Origin of the sequence: Phenylobacterium sp. (assembly GCF_030680185.1) — a bacterium.
Taxonomy (GTDB): domain Bacteria; phylum Pseudomonadota; class Alphaproteobacteria; order Caulobacterales; family Caulobacteraceae; genus Phenylobacterium.
The window spans coordinates 48,681-62,607 of sequence record NZ_JAUXVZ010000012.1 but is presented as its reverse complement, the minus strand read 5'-3'; the positions used below and the strand labels follow the sequence as shown (position 1 = coordinate 62,607).

Below are 13,927 nucleotides of genomic sequence, written 5' to 3'. Positions count from 1 at the left end.
CGCCTATCTCTTCCCGATGAGATTCACGCCGTCCCGCCAGATCGCCGGCGCCCTAGCCCTTGGGCTGCTGGGCGCCTGCTCGCCGGCGCCGGCGCCCGATCGCGCCCAGGCTCAGACAACCGACGCCCCCGCGCCCGCCGCCGTCCAGAGCCAGGGCCTCGATCCCGTCGCCATGGCCAGAGTGGTCGAGCAGGCCCGCGCCCTGCCCAACCTGCACGCGGTGATCGTCGCCCGGGACGGAGAGGTGCTGGCCGAGCATCGTCTGCGGGGCGCCGGTCTCGACCAGCCGGTCAACATCAAGTCGGCCTCCAAGACCGTGCTGTCGGCCCTGGTGGGCATCGCCATCGACCGCGGCGTGCTGACTGGACCCGACCAGAAGATCGCCCCCCTTCTGGCGGCCAACCTGCCCTCGGGCGGCGACCCGCGGCTGCAGGAGATCGAGGTCGGCCACCTGCTGTCGATGCAGGCGGGCCTGGGCCGCACCTCGGGCCAGTATTACGGGGCCTGGGTGACCAGTCCCAACTGGGTGCGCCATGCGCTCGCCCGACCCTTCGACGACGATCCGGGGGGCCGGATGATCTATTCAACCGGAACCTCGCACCTGATGTCGGCGGCCCTCACCCGGGCCGCCGGCGCCAGCACCCACACCCTGGCCCGCGATTGGCTGGCGCAGCCCCTGGGCGTGGCCATCCCGCCCTGGCTGCGGGACCCGCAGGGGATCTATTTCGGCGGAAACGACATGATGATGTCGCCCCGCGACCTGCTCAGGTTCGGCGAGCTTTACCGGCTCGGCGGCGAGATCGACGGGCGGCGCATCGTCTCGGCCGAATGGATCGAGGCGAGCTGGACGCCGCGCACCCGCTCCCCCTGGAGCGGCCACGACTATGGCTATGGCTGGTTCACCAAGCAGGCGGCCGGCCACCCCGTGCATTTCGCCTGGGGCTATGGGGGCCAGATGCTGTTCGTAGTCCCCAGCCTCGACCTCACCGTCGTGATGATCTCCGATCCCTCCCCGCGACCGCGGGAGGAGAGCCATGTGAGCCAGCTCCACGCCCTGCTGGACGCAGGGATCATCCCCGCCGCGATCGCCGGCGAGCGGAGGCCGCCTAGCCCTTCAGGAGGCTGAGGCAGCGACCGACCGCCTGGCCATTGGCCTCGGCGGTCTTCAGCTTGAGCTTGCCGCCCATGACCAGGCCGCGCAGATGCTTGCGCATCAGCTGCTCGATGTCGGAATCGGCCTTCACGTGCGGGGCCACGGTCTTGTGCATCAGCTTGCCCTCCGGGGAGAGGCCGGCGGCGCACTTGTCGGCGGCGGGGTTGGCCAGGGCGGGGGCGGCGCTGAGGCTGGCGACCGCCAGGGTGGCGGCCAGCACGGCGCGGAGGCTATGGCGGGTCATGGGGGGTCCTTGGGGTCAGAGGCGTTCTGTGGCGTGCACGCTGCCAAAGGCGCGCGGCGCAATCAAGGCGTTAGCCGACCGGCGTGATCCGAACCGACACATCCATGCCCAGGGCGTCGGCCGCAGAGCCGGCGAAACTGCCGACCACCGGCATGATCTGCGCATTGGCCCGCCCGACCGCCAAGGGGATCAGCCCTGCGGCGCCGGTGCGATTATGGGTCGGGTCGAAGGTGATCCAGCCGGCGCCGGGCAGATAGACCTCGGCCCAGGCATGGGTGGTGTCGGCCTGACGATCGGCCTGATCGGGGTCGAACAGGTAGCCGCTGACCGCCCGGGCGCCGAGGCCCAGCTGGCGGGCGGCTTCGATGAACAGGGCCGCCAGGTCGCGGCAGGAGCCGCTGGCCAGGCGCAGGGTCTCGCCGGCGCTCTGCACCCCCTCCTCGTCCCGCACCCGATAGACCGCCGCGCCGAGCACGCCGGCGTTGAGATCCTTGAGCAGAGACAGGGTGTCGGTCCCGGGACCGGCGACGAAGCCGTGGGCCCAGCGCGCCGCGTCCGGATCGGGATTGGGCAGGCGCAAGCGGCCCAGATCTGCGGCCTCGTCGTCGTCATAGGCGAAGGGATAGGCCTGGGCGGCGGGCGTGATCGGAAAGATCGGCCAGGCCTGGGCGCGGGAGGCCACCTTCAGGCGGCTCTCGATGACCAGGGCCTCGGCGGTCTGGCGAAAGCTCGCCACCGCGCAGAGATTGCCGAACACATCCTGGCTCCAGGTGATGTCGGCGGCCGGCGAACAGGAAAGCTGAAAGTCGAGCACGCTCAGCTCGTGGCTGTCCCGGGGCCGCAGCATCAGCCGGTGCGGATGCAAGACCACGGGCCGCGCAAACCGATAGGCGGTCCGGTGGACGATCTCGAAGGTCGAAGCCGTCACCCTGGCCGCAGCGCCGATCAGCGCTTCTTGCCCGGCATGGCGCCGGCGGCGTCCAGGAAGGAGCGGGCGGCGGCCTCGGGCTTGGCGGCCGGCGCCTGCTTGGGCTTGCGGACTTCTTTGTTGGACTTTTTCTGGCCCTTGGCCATGGGAGGTCTCCGGGGCGGCGGCGCCGCCGACATCAGGAAATGGTCAGGCTCAGCAGAGGTTCACGCGAGCCGAAGAGCGCACAAGCCGCGCGGCTCAGCGCGGCCGCAGGCCCAGCAGGGAAAACGCCACGGGGGCGAGGATCGCGGTCAGGACACAGACCGCCGAGACAATCAGAAGGGGAGACATGGGATAACCAGGATCGCGCCGCATCGGAGGGGTTCGACCGCTTGAGACACGGCACACGCCCGATGACGCATATCCCTAGATGGGGCCTCGGGGGCGAAATAGCCAGGGGCGCCGCGAGGTCTTGGCTTGGCGCGCCATTCGTGATCCGAAAGGAGCCATGACCCCGCCGCCCCCAGATCCCCGCGCAGCCGCCGAATCCCGGGCGCCCGCCGGCTGGGTCGTGGCCGTGCTGCTGGAGCCCGGCCGCGAGGCCGAACAGGCCCGCCGCTACTTCGCCATCGGCCGCGCCGACCGGGCCCAGGCCGAGTGGGTCGCCGTCGACATGGCCATCAGTCTGGGCCTGCGTGTCGCCGCCAGCCCGGCCGGCGGACAGGAGCCGGTGGAGGCCCTGGCGCCGCTGCCGCCGGTTCGGATGCGGGCGCTCGGCCTGGCGCCGGGCGAGCGCCGTGACCTGGGCGAGCGGCGGCCCCGCCGCTGGCTGACCTGACGGGGCCGGCCCGGCGGACTGGCGTCCTGGCTGGGCCGTGCTAGATCAGGGCGGCGCACTGTCAGGAGGCCAAACACCCGTGACCAGCATCAAAGACATCCTGCCTCCCAGCGCGGTCATAACGCACGCCTTCTACGGGCTGAAGGACCATGCGGCGGTGGTCGGCGCCCTCGACCAGCTGGTCGATAACATGAACATTCCCCGCGGCGTCTTCGCCGGGGACAACCTGATCACCCTGGGCAAGTCCCTGGGCTTCCTGGACGACAAGGTGCTGATGGCCGCCTTTCAGCGCCACGCCGCCACACCGCCAGAACGGGGCGCCATCTGGCGCCTGGCGACCCTGGCCTGGGCCGCACGGACGGCCTTGCGGGCCGAGGGGGATTTCGTCGAGTGCGGTTGCTACAAGGGCGTGTCGGCCCGGATCATTTCCGAGGTGGTGGGCTTCGCCGACCTGCCCCGCCACTACTATCTCTACGACCTGTTCGAACACGACGAGTCGATGCCCCACCACTCGATGCTGGAGCACAGCGCGACCCTGGTCGATCAGGTGCGCGAGCGGTTCTCCGACATGTCCAATGTGACGATCACGAAGGGCCGGGTGCCCGACAGCCTGGCCCAGGCCGCGCCGGAAAAGATCGCCTTCATGCACCTGGACCTGAACAACGCCGAGGCCGAGATCGGCGCCCTGGAGGTGCTGTTCGACCGCATCTCGCCCGGCGGGGTGCTGATCCTCGATGACTTCGGCTGGGTCGCCTATCGCGCCCAGCAGGTGGCCGAGGTCGCCTGGATGGCCGAGCGGGGCTATCACATCCTGGAGCTGCCCACCGGCCAGGGCATGGTGATCAAGTAGCGCCCCAGTCGGCCCAGGAGACGTCGCGCCCAGGAAAGGCCGTCCGCTCGAAGGGCCAGTCGCTGGCCAGCCAGGCCCTGAAAGCCTCATAGAGGGGCGCGTCCAGATGCGCCGCCGAAGCCCGGACCCAGCAATAGGCCTTGGCGTCATAGCCGGGCCGGCTGGCGGGATAGATGTAGGCGCAGCCCAGGCACTGGCTCTCGTCCGGCGACATCATGGTGAAGGCGAACGAGGTCCGCCGCTCGAACTCGCCCTGATGCCAGCCGAGATCGACCAGATCCTCCTCCAGCGTCATGTCGGCGCGGGGCCAGTCATTGCCGGGACCAAACACCCCGGCCAGGCGGTCGAGACTGGTCATCACCGCCGCATAGTCCTTGACGACGTCATGGATGGTCAGGGGCCGCAGCCGGAACTCGGCATGCTCCAGCCTGCGGGGAATCTCGAAGTCCGACGGCACAAACGGCATGGTTTTCCCCCCTGAGGCGATCCCAGCTTGGCCGCCAGAGGCGGGGCCGGCAAGGGGGGCGATCCCCGCAGGCGCCCACGCCCGCCCAGCAGGCGCCCACAGGCGCGCGCGCTGAAACTCCCAGAATGCGCAGGGCTCAGGTTGCGGCCGACGGCGGATCAGGCTTAACCCCTCGGAGAGCCGGGGGCGGCCGGCCACGAGTCGTATGATGAGATTGTTCAGTCACCGCAGGGGCGTGCGCGCCGCCCTCATCCTGTCCATGACCCTCGTCCTGGGGGGCGTCTCGGCCTGCGCCACGGCGGTGCAGACACGCCCTGGCCGGACGGCCACCGAGCAGCTGCTGGTGGCGCACGCCGCAGAGCGGGCGGCGTCGGACTTCCGGATCGAGGCGCCTGACGGCAGCCTGGTCTTCCTCGACACGGTGAACTTCACCGGCGAGTGGGCGCCCTATGCCGCCAGCGCCCTGCGCCAGCGGATTCTGAACAGCGGCCTTCGCCTGTCGCCCAACCGGACCGAGGCCGACGTCATCGTCGAGGTCCGCATGGGCGCCCTGTCCATCGACCAGATGAGCCGGGTTCTGGGGGTGCCGGCCCTGACCCTGCCCACGGGCAACAACTATTCCACCTTCACGGTCCCCGAACTCTCCCTCTACAGCCAGGCCGAACGGTCCGGCGTCGCCGAGTTTTCGATCTTCGCCTACGACGCCCGCACCGGCGCGGCCGTGCCCGTAGCCCATCGCATCTCCGGCGAGACCCAGATGCGCAGCCACAAGTTCCTGATGGTCATGACCTGGGGCAAGCAGGAGGTGAAGCCCGGCGACCCGACCCTGGACGCCGAACCCTGGTGGAAACCCTGGTAGCCTGCCCCTTTGACGCCTGGACGAGCCGAGGACGGCCGCTAGACTGACCCCCTTGGGGCCTGACCGGGCCTTTGGAGGGGAAAGTTCCAAGCTCATGTTGCGCCACATCGCCGCCGCCGTCCTCGCCGGCGCCCTCGTCGCCCAGCCCGTCCAGGCCCAGGCGCCCGCGGGCCCGCCGCCGAGCCAGACCTATATCCATGCCGGCGCCCTCCTCGACCGGCCGGGCCAGGCGCCGCGGGGCGCCTCCACCCTGGTGGTGCAGGATGGCCGTATCGTGCAGGTGGCCGACGGCCTGCTGCCCGCCCCGGCCGGCGCGCGGCTGATCGACCTGTCGGACCAGTTCGTCCTGCCCGGCCTGATCGATTCCCACGTCCACATCTTCTCCGACGACGACAAGACCGCCGCCCGGCTCGAGGCCATGACGCGGGGAGCCGAGACCCGGTTCGTGGTCGGGCTGGACAACGCCCGGCGCACCCTGGACGCCGGCTTCACCACCGTGCGCGACCTGGGCTCGGAGCCCACCGCCATCACCGCCCTGCGCGACGGGATCGAGAAGGGGCTGATCGAGGGTCCGACCATCGTCAACGCCGGCCGCATGATCTCCATCAGCGGTGGCCATGGCGACGGCGCCAACGGTCTGGCCGAACCCTATGCGGAACTCGTCCGAGACCACGCGGTCAACACCTGCGACGGCCCCGAGGATTGCCGTCGGGCGGTTCGGATCCAGGTGTCGCAGGGCGCCCAGGTGATCAAGTTCGCAGCCACCGGCGGGGTGCTCTCCAATGTGGCCGGCGGGCTGGGCCGGCAGATGTTCGACGACGAGATGAAGGCCATCGTCGACACCGCCCACGCTTTTGGCCGCAAGGTCACCGCCCACGCCCACGGCAAGGACGGCATCGAGGCGGCCCTGCGCGCCGGCGTCGACTCCATCGAGCACGCCACCTTCACCGACGCCGAGACACTCGCCCTGTTCCGCCAGACCGGCGCCTATCTGGTGCCGACCATGATCGCCCCCGAAGCCGCCGTCGCCCAGGCGCGGGCCGGCGAGCGCCCGCCTGCGGTGCTGGCCAAGGCCGAGGAGGCCGCCCGCATCGCCTTCGAAGGGCACATCGCGCAGTATGCGGCGCCCGGGGTGAAGATCGCCTTTGGCACCGACACCGGCGTCTCGGCCCACGGGGACAACGCCACCGAGTTCAAGATGATGGTCGACGCCGGCATGACGCCCGACCGGGCGATCCGCAGCGCCACGGTGGACGCCGCCGACCTGCTGGGCCTCTCAGCCAGCCTGGGCACGCTGGAGGTGGGCAAGTCGGCCGATATCGTGGCTGTGTCGGCAAGCCCGCTCGCCGACGTCACCGAGCTGGAGCGGGTCACCTTCGTGATGCGCCGGGGCGTGGTCCACAAGCTGGACGGCGCCCGCCAGCCCTGGCCGGCCGACTAGATCCTGAAACGGCCGGTGTCGAAGAAGGCCTCCAGCGCCGCTTCGTAAGGGGCGGTGTCGATGCCGGCGGCGGCCAGCCAGTCGGAATTCGACAGCGTGCTGGCGTAACGCTCGCCGGAATCGCAGAGCAAGGTCACGACCGAGCCGGCCTGGCCCTTGGCGGCCATGGCCTCGATGACCTGGGCGCTGGCCCAGAGGTTGGTGCCCGTCGAGCCGCCGCAGGAACGGCCCAGGCGGCGGCTGGCCACCCGGGCGCCGGCGATGCTGGCGGCGTCGGGCACGGCGATGGCCCGGTCGATCAGCTCGGGATTGAAGGACGGCTCGCAGCGGGCCCGGCCGATGCCCTCGATGATCGAGCCGCGGTCGGCGCTGGCGCTCACCCTCCGATCGGCCACATGGCGGTGAAAGACCGAGGCCTCCGGATCGGCCAGGCACAGGCAGGTCTGGGCGCGGTTGTAGCGGATGAAGCGGCCCAGCGTCGCCGTGGTGCCGCCGGTGCCGGCGCCGGCGACGATCCAGGCGGGCTCAGGATGAGGCTCCTGGGCCATCTGGCTGAAGATCGACTCGGCGATATTGTTGTTGCCCCGCCAGTCGGTGGCCCGCTCGGCATAGGTGAACTGGTCCATGTAATGGCCGCCCAGCTCGGCGGCGAGACGGGCGCTCTGCGCATAGACGTCGGGCGCCGCCTCGACAAAGTGGGTCTCGCCCCCGTGGAATGCGATCTGCGCCACCTTCTCGGCCGAGGTGGACCGGGGCATCACCGCGATGAACCGCAAACCCAGCAGCCGGGCGAAATAGGCCTCCGACACCGCCGTCGAGCCGCTGGAGGCCTCGATGATCGGCGTCCGCGGCCCGATCCAGCCATTGCAAAGGGCGTAGAGGAACAGCGAGCGGGCCAGGCGATGCTTGAGGCTGCCCGTCGGGTGCGTGGACTCGTCCTTGAAATAGAGATGGACGTCCCCGGCCAGGGGCGCGCGCAGCAGGTGGGTGTCGGCCGAACGGTTGAAATCGGCCTCGATGGTCTTCACCGCTTGGTCAATCCAGGCGCGGTCGCGGCACAGGGTCGTCATGGGCGGAGTGTCCTGAGGCTGGGCGGAGGATGGCGAGGTCATGGGGTTACCCGCTGCGGCGCTGAATGCTCTGGACATGACCCATTCATCGACGCTCGGCTAGAACTTGCGGCCTGAAGGCGCATTCGCCACGGGGAACGAAGCCAAAGCGTGGCCGTTAGGCCATCCCGGAAAGGTGGCGCGCCGCCCTATTGACGCCGCGGGCGCCTGTCAGGCTGCCCGCCCCGACCAAGGAGCCGATTTCATGATCCGCACGCCCGCCCTGTCCCGCCGGACTCTGGCCTTCGGCCTGGCCGCTGCGCCCTTCGTCGGCCTGCTGTCGGCCAGCCCCGCCGCCGCGGCCCTGTCGTCGGCCGATCAGGCGCTGGTGGACCGCGCCGTGGCCTATCTGGAAGGTCTGAGCCAGGCCAAGGGGACCTTCGTGCAGACCGACCCCCGGGGCGTCACCACCCAGGGCGAAATCTTTCTGAAGCGTCCGGGCAAGGCCCGCTTCGCCTATGCCGCGCCCTCGGGCCTGCTGGTGGTGTCGGACGGCAACCTGGTCTCGGTGGCCAATTCCAAGCTCAAGACCTTCGAGTCCTATCCCCTGGGCGCCACGCCCCTGTCGCTGTTCCTGGCCCGGCAGATCCGCCTGGATCGCGGCGTGCAGGTGACCCGGGTCTCCCGCCTGGCCGACGGCTTCTCCATCACCGCCCGCGACGGCAAGAAGGAGGCCGAGGGCCAGATTACGCTGACCTTCTCCGATTCCCCGATGAAGCTGGTGAGCTGGACGATCAGCGACGCCCAGGGCCAGGCCACCCGGGTGCGCCTGACCCGCCTCGACAAGGTGGCCAGCCTGGATGACAGCCTGTTCGTCCTCAAGGACCCGCGGAACCTGCGTCCCGGCCAGGGACGAATGTGACAATCTCACAACACGCAAGAATCATCCTGATTCTCGCTTGACTTTTATCGGCCTCGTGGCAAATATGACACGCATCGCTGAGGCAGGGCCGCTGGCCCGATATCAGCGCCGTGCCGGAACCTATCCCCTCCCGGCGGCGGCATGAGAGACGAATGACTTGGCGCCCGGGGTTCTCCAGTCCCCGGGCGTTTTCTTATCGTCCCAGAGCCTGATGTGATCAGGCTCCAATTCCGACCTGAGCGCGTTCTGATCCGATAACCGGTTCCCACTTATCGGAACGCGCTCTGTGGCCTAAACCACCGCCATGCGCCTCCGTATCGCCTCCTGGAATATCAACTCCGTCCGCCTGCGCGCCGAGCAGGTCGCCCGCTTCGTCGACGAGCAGGCGCCCGATGTCCTGTGCCTGCAGGAGATCAAGTGCCAGGAGGCCGAGTTTCCCCGCGAGGCCTTCGCCGCCATGGGTCTGCCGCATGTGAAGATCGCCGGCCAGAAGGGCTGGCACGGGGTGGCCATCGCCTCGCGCCTGCCGATCGAGGACGCCCCGATCCTCAACGTCTGCCGCGAAGGCCATGCCCGCTGCGTCTCGGCCAAGGTGGCGGGCGTCGAGATCCAGAACTTCTATGTGCCGGCCGGCGGCGACGTCCCCGACCGCGCCCTGAACCCCAAGTTCGACCACAAGCTCGACTTCTTCGAGAGCCTGACCGCCGAGATGGGCCGCCGCGATCCCCAGGCGCCCCTGGCCATTGTCGGCGACCTGAACGTGGCGCCCGGCGAGTTCGACGTCTGGAGCCACCGGCAGATGTCGCGCATCGTCAGCCACACCCCGGTCGAGGTGGCGGCCATGGACGCCCTGCAGAAGTCCCTGGGCTTCATCGACCTGCCCCGGGCCGCGACGCCGGAACCGGAGAAGCTGTTTTCCTGGTGGAGCTATCGCTCGGCGGACTTCCGCAAGTCCAACCGCGGCCTGCGCCTGGACCACATCTGGGTCTCGCCCGGCCTGCGCGAAGCGGCCTTCCGCACTGGCGCCGCGTCATCCCGCGTCCACGACGACGTCCGCGAATGGGAACGCCCCAGCGACCACGCCCCGGTCACCGCCGACCTGGCGCTCTAGAACGCCGACCTCCACACATCCTGCGCGCCGTAGGCGCCTTCAAGACGGGACACGAAGAACACTAAGGATCGCAAAGGACACAAAGGCGGGGCCGCCGACCCCTTCGTGTCCTTGGCTATCTTCGTGTCCTTTGTGTCCCCTCTTCGAAACCCGGCCTCGACCTAAGGCGCCAGCCGATAGCCGCCGGCCTCAGTCAGCAGCAGGCGGGCGTTCCCCGGGTCCGGCTCGATCTTCTGGCGCAGGCGATAGACGTGGGTTTCCAGGGTGTGGGTGGTGACGCCGGCGTTGTAGCCCCAGACCTCGGCCAGAAGCTCCTCGCGGGAGACCGACTTGTCGCCGGCCCGGTAGAGGTACTTCAGGATGTTGGTCTCCTTCTCGGTGAGCCGGATCTTGCGCTCGTTCTCGTCCACCAGAATCTTGGCCGAGGGTCGGAACTCGTAGCCGCCGAGCTGGAACACCGCGCCTTCGGACTGTTCGTGGCTGCGCAGCTGGGCGCGGATGCGGGCCAGCAGCACGGCGAAACGATAGGGCTTGGTGACATAGTCGTTGGCCCCAGCCTCCAGCCCCTGGACGGTGTCCTCGTCCGAAGAGGCCGCCGTCAGCATGATCACCGGCGCGGCCAGCCCCTGGTCGCGCAGGGCCTTGCAGACCTCGCGGCCGTTCATGTCGGGCAGGTCGACGTCCAGCAGCACCAGGTCGGGCCGGCTCTCCTGGGCCAGACGAACGCCCTCGGCGCCGGTGGCGGCCTCGACAGCGATGAACTCGTCGTTCAGTTGGAGTTGTTCGGCGACGGCGCCGCGCAGGTCGTCGTCGTCGTCGATGATCAGCAGAGTCTTTCTTTGCGCCATGGGCCAGAACATGCACCGTGTCGCGGCCTGCGGGCAAAGATTTTTGGGAGGCCGCGCCTTGATCTTCCACGCCGATTCCCGCGGCCGCTTCCGATCCGGCGACGATCTGATGGCCTGCGCCATCGGCCGAGGCGGCATGGCGCCGGCGGCCGACAAGCGCGAGGGCGACGGGGTCTCGCCCATCGGGGTCTGGCCGCTGCGCTACGTCCTCTATCGCCCCGACCGGGGACCGGCGCCGACCACCGCCCTACCCGTGCGGCCGATCGCGCCGGACGACGGCTGGTGCGATGATCCGGCCCATCCCGACTACAACCGGCTGGTGAAGCGCCCCTTCGCCGCCAGCCACGAGGCCCTGTGGCGCGAGGACGGGCTCTACGACTTGGTGGTGGTGCTGGGCCACAATGACGATCCACCGGTCGCCCCCCTGGGCTCGGCCATCTTCCTGCACCTGGCCAAGCCGGACTATGCGCCCACCGAGGGCTGCATCGCCCTCTCGCGGCCTGATCTCGAAGCGGTGCTGGCCCGAGCTGCGCCAGGGGACGCCCTGGCCATCGAGGCCTGAGGGGCCAGCGCTATCGCCAACTGGCGGCCGCGCCCACGTCCTCCCAACCGTCATGGCCCGGCTTGACCGGGCCATCCATGCACACCGGCGAGAGGCCGTGTGCATGGACCCTCGGGTCAAGCCCGAGGGTGACGGAAGCAGAAGCCGGCTAGGCCTTCAGCCCGTCCGCGCCCCGAACAGGGCCGAGCCCACTCGCACGCTGGTGGCGCCGAAGCGCACGGCGGTCTCGAAATCCCCGCTCATGCCCATGGAGAGCCGCGTAAGGCCGTTGCGCGCGGCGATCTTGGCCAGCAGGGCGAAGTGCGGGCCGGGCGGCTCGTCGGGCGGCGGAATGCACATCAGCCCCTCGATCGCCAGGCCATAGGTCGCCCGGCACTGAGCAATGAAGGCGTCGGCCTCTGGCGGCAGGACGCCGGCCTTCTGCGGCTCCTCGCCGGTATTGACCTGCACATAGAGGCGCAGGGCCATGCCCTGGGCCTGGATCTCGTCGGCCAGCACCTTGGCCAGACGCTCGCGGTCCAGGGTTTCGATTACGTCGAAAAAGGCCACGGCGTCCTTGGCCTTGTTGGTCTGCAGCGGCCCGATCAGCCGAAGCTCCACGCCCTGGCGGTGTTCGGCCCAGCGCGCCTGCGCCTCCTGCACCCGGTTTTCGCCGAATATGGTCTGGCCCGCCGCCAAGGCCTGGGCCACAGGCTCCCACGGCTGTTGCTTGGAGACGGCCACCAGGGTCACATCGGCCGGGTTGCGGCCGGCGCCTTGCGCGGCGCGGGCGATCCTGGCCAGCACATCGGTGCGGGCGGCGGCACAATCGAAGGAGGCGTCGGACATGGCGGAGGACTTCTGCTTCTGGGACCTGCGGCGGACCGCCTGGTCCTTAAGCCGCCGGGCGCGGACGCAAAACCCCCTGCCGCCGCTTCTGATGTTCACCGACCCGGCGCGAACCCCCGATCCGGTGGCCGCCGCCGCCGCCCTGCCGCCTGGCGCGGCGGTGATCTACCGGCCCTTTGGCGACCCACAGGCCCCTGCGGTGGCGCGCGACCTGCGCCGCGTGACCCGGGCGCGCAGGATCAAGCTGATGATCGGCGCCGACATCGCCCTGGCCTTGGCGGTGGGCGCCGACGGGGTCCACCTGCCCGAGCGCCAGGCCCACAGGGCGCGCGCCCTGCGCCTGGCCCATCCGCAATGGATCGTGACGGCCGCGGCCCACAGCCTGCCCGCCGCCCGCCGGGGCCTCGCCCTGGGCGCCCAGGCCGTGGTGGTTTCGGTGGTGTTTCCCAGCCGCAGCCCCAGCGCCGGCCGCCCCATGGGCGCGCGCGGCCTCGCCGTCCTGGCCCGCGCGGCCGGCGGCCCGGTCTATGGTCTGGGCGGAATCAATACGAAAAACGCCCGGCGGCTGCTGGCCTCGGGCGTGGTCGGTCTGGCGGCGGTGGAGGGGCTTTCGCCCGGATAGCCCGGCCTGAAGCCTAGAACTTCAGGGCCGTCTCGAGGCGCACCCGCGGGGCGGCGTCGGTGGGCTGGGTCTTCTTGAAGGCCGGCTCTTCCTTCTCGCCCAGAGCCAGGGCGCCGCCGACGCGGAGGCTCGGCGTCACACTGAAGTAGGCGCCGGCCTGCACGTCGTTCAGCTGCACGTCACGGCCGGTGGGCTGGTCCAGATCGAGGGACACGCCCCAGCGGCCGTTCTGTACGCCCCACTTCAGGGTCTTTCCCCCCTGAGGCAGAGCTTCGCTGCGGACGGTGAAATCGACGCCTTTCGGCTTGGCGGCCTGGGCGTGCGCCATCGTCGACCCCATAAGGGTTATGACGCTCGCCAACAAAACCGTCGTCCGGAAGGACATTTTCACCGTCGAAGGGCCCCCTGCGCCCCGCAGGCGCCGATCAGGTGGTCCGATCCGCGCCGTCTTTTCGATTAGAGGTCCCAGAACGCGCCGGTCAACCGGGCGATGCGCGACTCCGGGTCCCGCCTGCACAATGGCCCGTTCATGTGGCGCCAAGGCCACGTGATTCCTGTTTGGCGCCCGCAGTCTGGTTGTTATAGAGGGCGCGGACGCGGGGGCGGCGCTGCGGCGTGATCACGACGCGGAAATTATCACTGGAGACGGACGAACATGCCGTTTGTGCGCGGAGCTCGCCTTTCTAAGATCTCTGCCGGCGTCCTGGCGATCAGCCTGGTGTCGCTGTCGGCCTGCGCCTCGCGCGGGAATAACGATGGCGGTTTCCGCCTGTTCGGCCGCGGCGACGCCGCCGACACCGCCCCGGCCGCCTCCATCTCGGTCAATGGCTATCTGTGGCGCGCCAGCCTCGACACCCTGTCCTTCATGCCCCTGGTGTCGGCCGACCCCTATGGCGGCCTGATCATCACCGACTGGTATTCCAGCCAGGAACTGCCCAATGAGCGGTTCAAGGCGACGGTCTATATCCTGGACGCCCGCCTGCGGGCCGATGGCCTGAACGTCGTCCTGTTCAAGCAGGTCCGCGGCGCCGACGGCCAGTGGACCGACGCTCCGCCCTCGGCCCAGACCGAGGTCGACCTGGAGAACGCCATCCTGACCCGGGCCCGCCAGCTTCGACTTTCGAACATCCGGGGCTGACGCCCCAGGGCGCGTTCAGCCTGCCAGATCGAACGCGCCGTCCCTGCCGTGGCCGGCGCGCCCCAAAAAGGCACGCCGGTCTTCGT

18 protein-coding genes are annotated in these 13,927 nt (G+C 69.8%); 10 read left to right on the top strand and 8 right to left on the bottom strand.

From position 1 onward, the window contains the following. Positions 1–16: 16 nt before the first annotated feature. On the top strand, positions 17–1,126 hold the full coding sequence (locus Q8L83_RS02655; RefSeq protein WP_305284598.1) for a serine hydrolase: 1,110 nt from the start codon (positions 17–19) through the stop codon (positions 1,124–1,126). Here the strand turns inward: Q8L83_RS02655 and Q8L83_RS02650 are convergent. The 3 genes from Q8L83_RS02650 to Q8L83_RS02640 all read right to left on the bottom strand — a co-directional run bounded on the left by Q8L83_RS02650 (position 1,107) and on the right by Q8L83_RS02640 (position 2,471). Further along, complete coding sequence (locus Q8L83_RS02650; RefSeq protein WP_305284597.1) at positions 1,107–1,397, bottom strand: hypothetical protein; 291 nt, start codon at positions 1,395–1,397, stop codon at positions 1,107–1,109. The genes Q8L83_RS02655 and Q8L83_RS02650 overlap by 20 nt on opposite strands. A gap of 70 nt (positions 1,398–1,467) precedes the next feature. After that, positions 1,468–2,325, bottom strand: coding sequence for a transglutaminase family protein (locus tag Q8L83_RS02645; RefSeq protein WP_305284596.1), 858 nt, complete (start codon positions 2,323–2,325; stop codon positions 1,468–1,470). A gap of 17 nt (positions 2,326–2,342) precedes the next feature. After that, positions 2,343–2,471: a hypothetical protein gene (locus Q8L83_RS02640; RefSeq protein ID WP_305284595.1), complete on the bottom strand. Its 129-nt coding sequence runs from the start codon at positions 2,469–2,471 to the stop codon at positions 2,343–2,345. A gap of 344 nt (positions 2,472–2,815) precedes the next feature. Between Q8L83_RS02640 and Q8L83_RS02635 the strand changes: the two genes are divergently transcribed. Both Q8L83_RS02635 and Q8L83_RS02630 read left to right on the top strand, forming a co-directional pair. Further along, positions 2,816–3,145, top strand: a complete 330-nt coding sequence (locus Q8L83_RS02635; RefSeq protein ID WP_305284594.1) for a hypothetical protein — start codon at positions 2,816–2,818, stop codon at positions 3,143–3,145. Between the two features lie 79 nt (positions 3,146–3,224). Further along, on the top strand, positions 3,225–3,995 hold the full coding sequence (locus tag Q8L83_RS02630) for a TylF/MycF/NovP-related O-methyltransferase (protein WP_305284593.1): 771 nt from the start codon (positions 3,225–3,227) through the stop codon (positions 3,993–3,995). Here Q8L83_RS02630 and Q8L83_RS02625 read toward each other — a convergent pair. Beyond that, positions 3,988–4,461, bottom strand: a complete 474-nt coding sequence (locus Q8L83_RS02625) for a hypothetical protein (protein WP_305284592.1) — start codon at positions 4,459–4,461, stop codon at positions 3,988–3,990. The genes Q8L83_RS02630 and Q8L83_RS02625 overlap by 8 nt on opposite strands. Positions 4,462–4,669: 208 nt before the next feature. Here Q8L83_RS02625 and Q8L83_RS02620 point away from each other — a divergent pair, with 208 nt between their 5' ends. Together Q8L83_RS02620 and Q8L83_RS02615 are read left to right on the top strand one after the other, a co-directional pair. Continuing rightward, positions 4,670–5,320 (top strand): DUF6655 family protein, encoded by a 651-nt coding sequence (locus Q8L83_RS02620; RefSeq protein ID WP_305284591.1) that lies wholly within the window; start codon positions 4,670–4,672, stop codon positions 5,318–5,320. Positions 5,321–5,414: 94 nt separating this feature from the next. Further along, positions 5,415–6,761, top strand: a complete 1,347-nt coding sequence (locus tag Q8L83_RS02615; protein ID WP_305284590.1) for an amidohydrolase family protein — start codon at positions 5,415–5,417, stop codon at positions 6,759–6,761. Here the strand turns inward: Q8L83_RS02615 and Q8L83_RS02610 are convergent. Further along, complete coding sequence (locus Q8L83_RS02610; protein WP_305284589.1) at positions 6,758–7,831, bottom strand: PLP-dependent cysteine synthase family protein; 1,074 nt, start codon at positions 7,829–7,831, stop codon at positions 6,758–6,760. The two genes, Q8L83_RS02615 and Q8L83_RS02610, sit on opposite strands and share 4 nt — an antisense overlap. Positions 7,832–8,075: 244 nt before the next feature. Between Q8L83_RS02610 and Q8L83_RS02605 the strand changes: the two genes are divergently transcribed. Together Q8L83_RS02605 and xth are read left to right on the top strand one after the other, a co-directional pair. Next, positions 8,076–8,732 (top strand): outer-membrane lipoprotein carrier protein LolA, encoded by a 657-nt coding sequence (locus tag Q8L83_RS02605; protein ID WP_305284588.1) that lies wholly within the window; start codon positions 8,076–8,078, stop codon positions 8,730–8,732. A 304-nt stretch (positions 8,733–9,036) separates the two neighbouring features. Beyond that, positions 9,037–9,843 carry an exodeoxyribonuclease III gene (gene xth, locus Q8L83_RS02600; protein ID WP_305284587.1) on the top strand — a complete coding sequence of 269 codons (807 nt, stop codon included), beginning with the start codon at positions 9,037–9,039 and terminating at the stop codon, positions 9,841–9,843. Between the two features lie 161 nt (positions 9,844–10,004). Here xth and Q8L83_RS02595 read toward each other — a convergent pair whose 3' ends face one another. After that, entirely contained in the window at positions 10,005–10,691 is a 687-nt protein-coding gene (locus Q8L83_RS02595) for a response regulator transcription factor (RefSeq protein WP_304714222.1), read from the bottom strand. Between the two features lie 58 nt (positions 10,692–10,749). On the opposite strand from Q8L83_RS02595, the gene Q8L83_RS02590 reads away from it, so the two are divergent. Next, positions 10,750–11,253, top strand: a complete 504-nt coding sequence (locus tag Q8L83_RS02590; protein ID WP_305284586.1) for a L,D-transpeptidase — start codon at positions 10,750–10,752, stop codon at positions 11,251–11,253. 156 nt (positions 11,254–11,409) lie between these two features. Here Q8L83_RS02590 and Q8L83_RS02585 read toward each other — a convergent pair whose 3' ends face one another. Then, positions 11,410–12,081: a YggS family pyridoxal phosphate-dependent enzyme gene (locus Q8L83_RS02585; RefSeq protein ID WP_305284585.1), complete on the bottom strand. Its 672-nt coding sequence runs from the start codon at positions 12,079–12,081 to the stop codon at positions 11,410–11,412. Between Q8L83_RS02585 and Q8L83_RS02580 the strand changes: the two genes are divergently transcribed. Beyond that, positions 12,080–12,703 carry a thiamine phosphate synthase gene (locus Q8L83_RS02580; RefSeq protein WP_305284584.1) on the top strand — a complete coding sequence of 208 codons (624 nt, stop codon included), beginning with the start codon at positions 12,080–12,082 and terminating at the stop codon, positions 12,701–12,703. The two genes, Q8L83_RS02585 and Q8L83_RS02580, sit on opposite strands and share 2 nt — an antisense overlap. A gap of 13 nt (positions 12,704–12,716) precedes the next feature. Here the strand turns inward: Q8L83_RS02580 and Q8L83_RS02575 are convergent, their stop codons facing one another. Next, positions 12,717–13,031: an NtrZ family periplasmic regulatory protein gene (locus Q8L83_RS02575; protein WP_305284583.1), complete on the bottom strand. Its 315-nt coding sequence runs from the start codon at positions 13,029–13,031 to the stop codon at positions 12,717–12,719. Positions 13,032–13,358: 327 nt separating this feature from the next. Between Q8L83_RS02575 and Q8L83_RS02570 the strand changes: the two genes are divergently transcribed. Continuing rightward, entirely contained in the window at positions 13,359–13,841 is a 483-nt protein-coding gene (locus Q8L83_RS02570) for a DUF3576 domain-containing protein (RefSeq protein WP_305284582.1), read from the top strand. Positions 13,842–13,927: the final 86 nt, after the last annotated feature.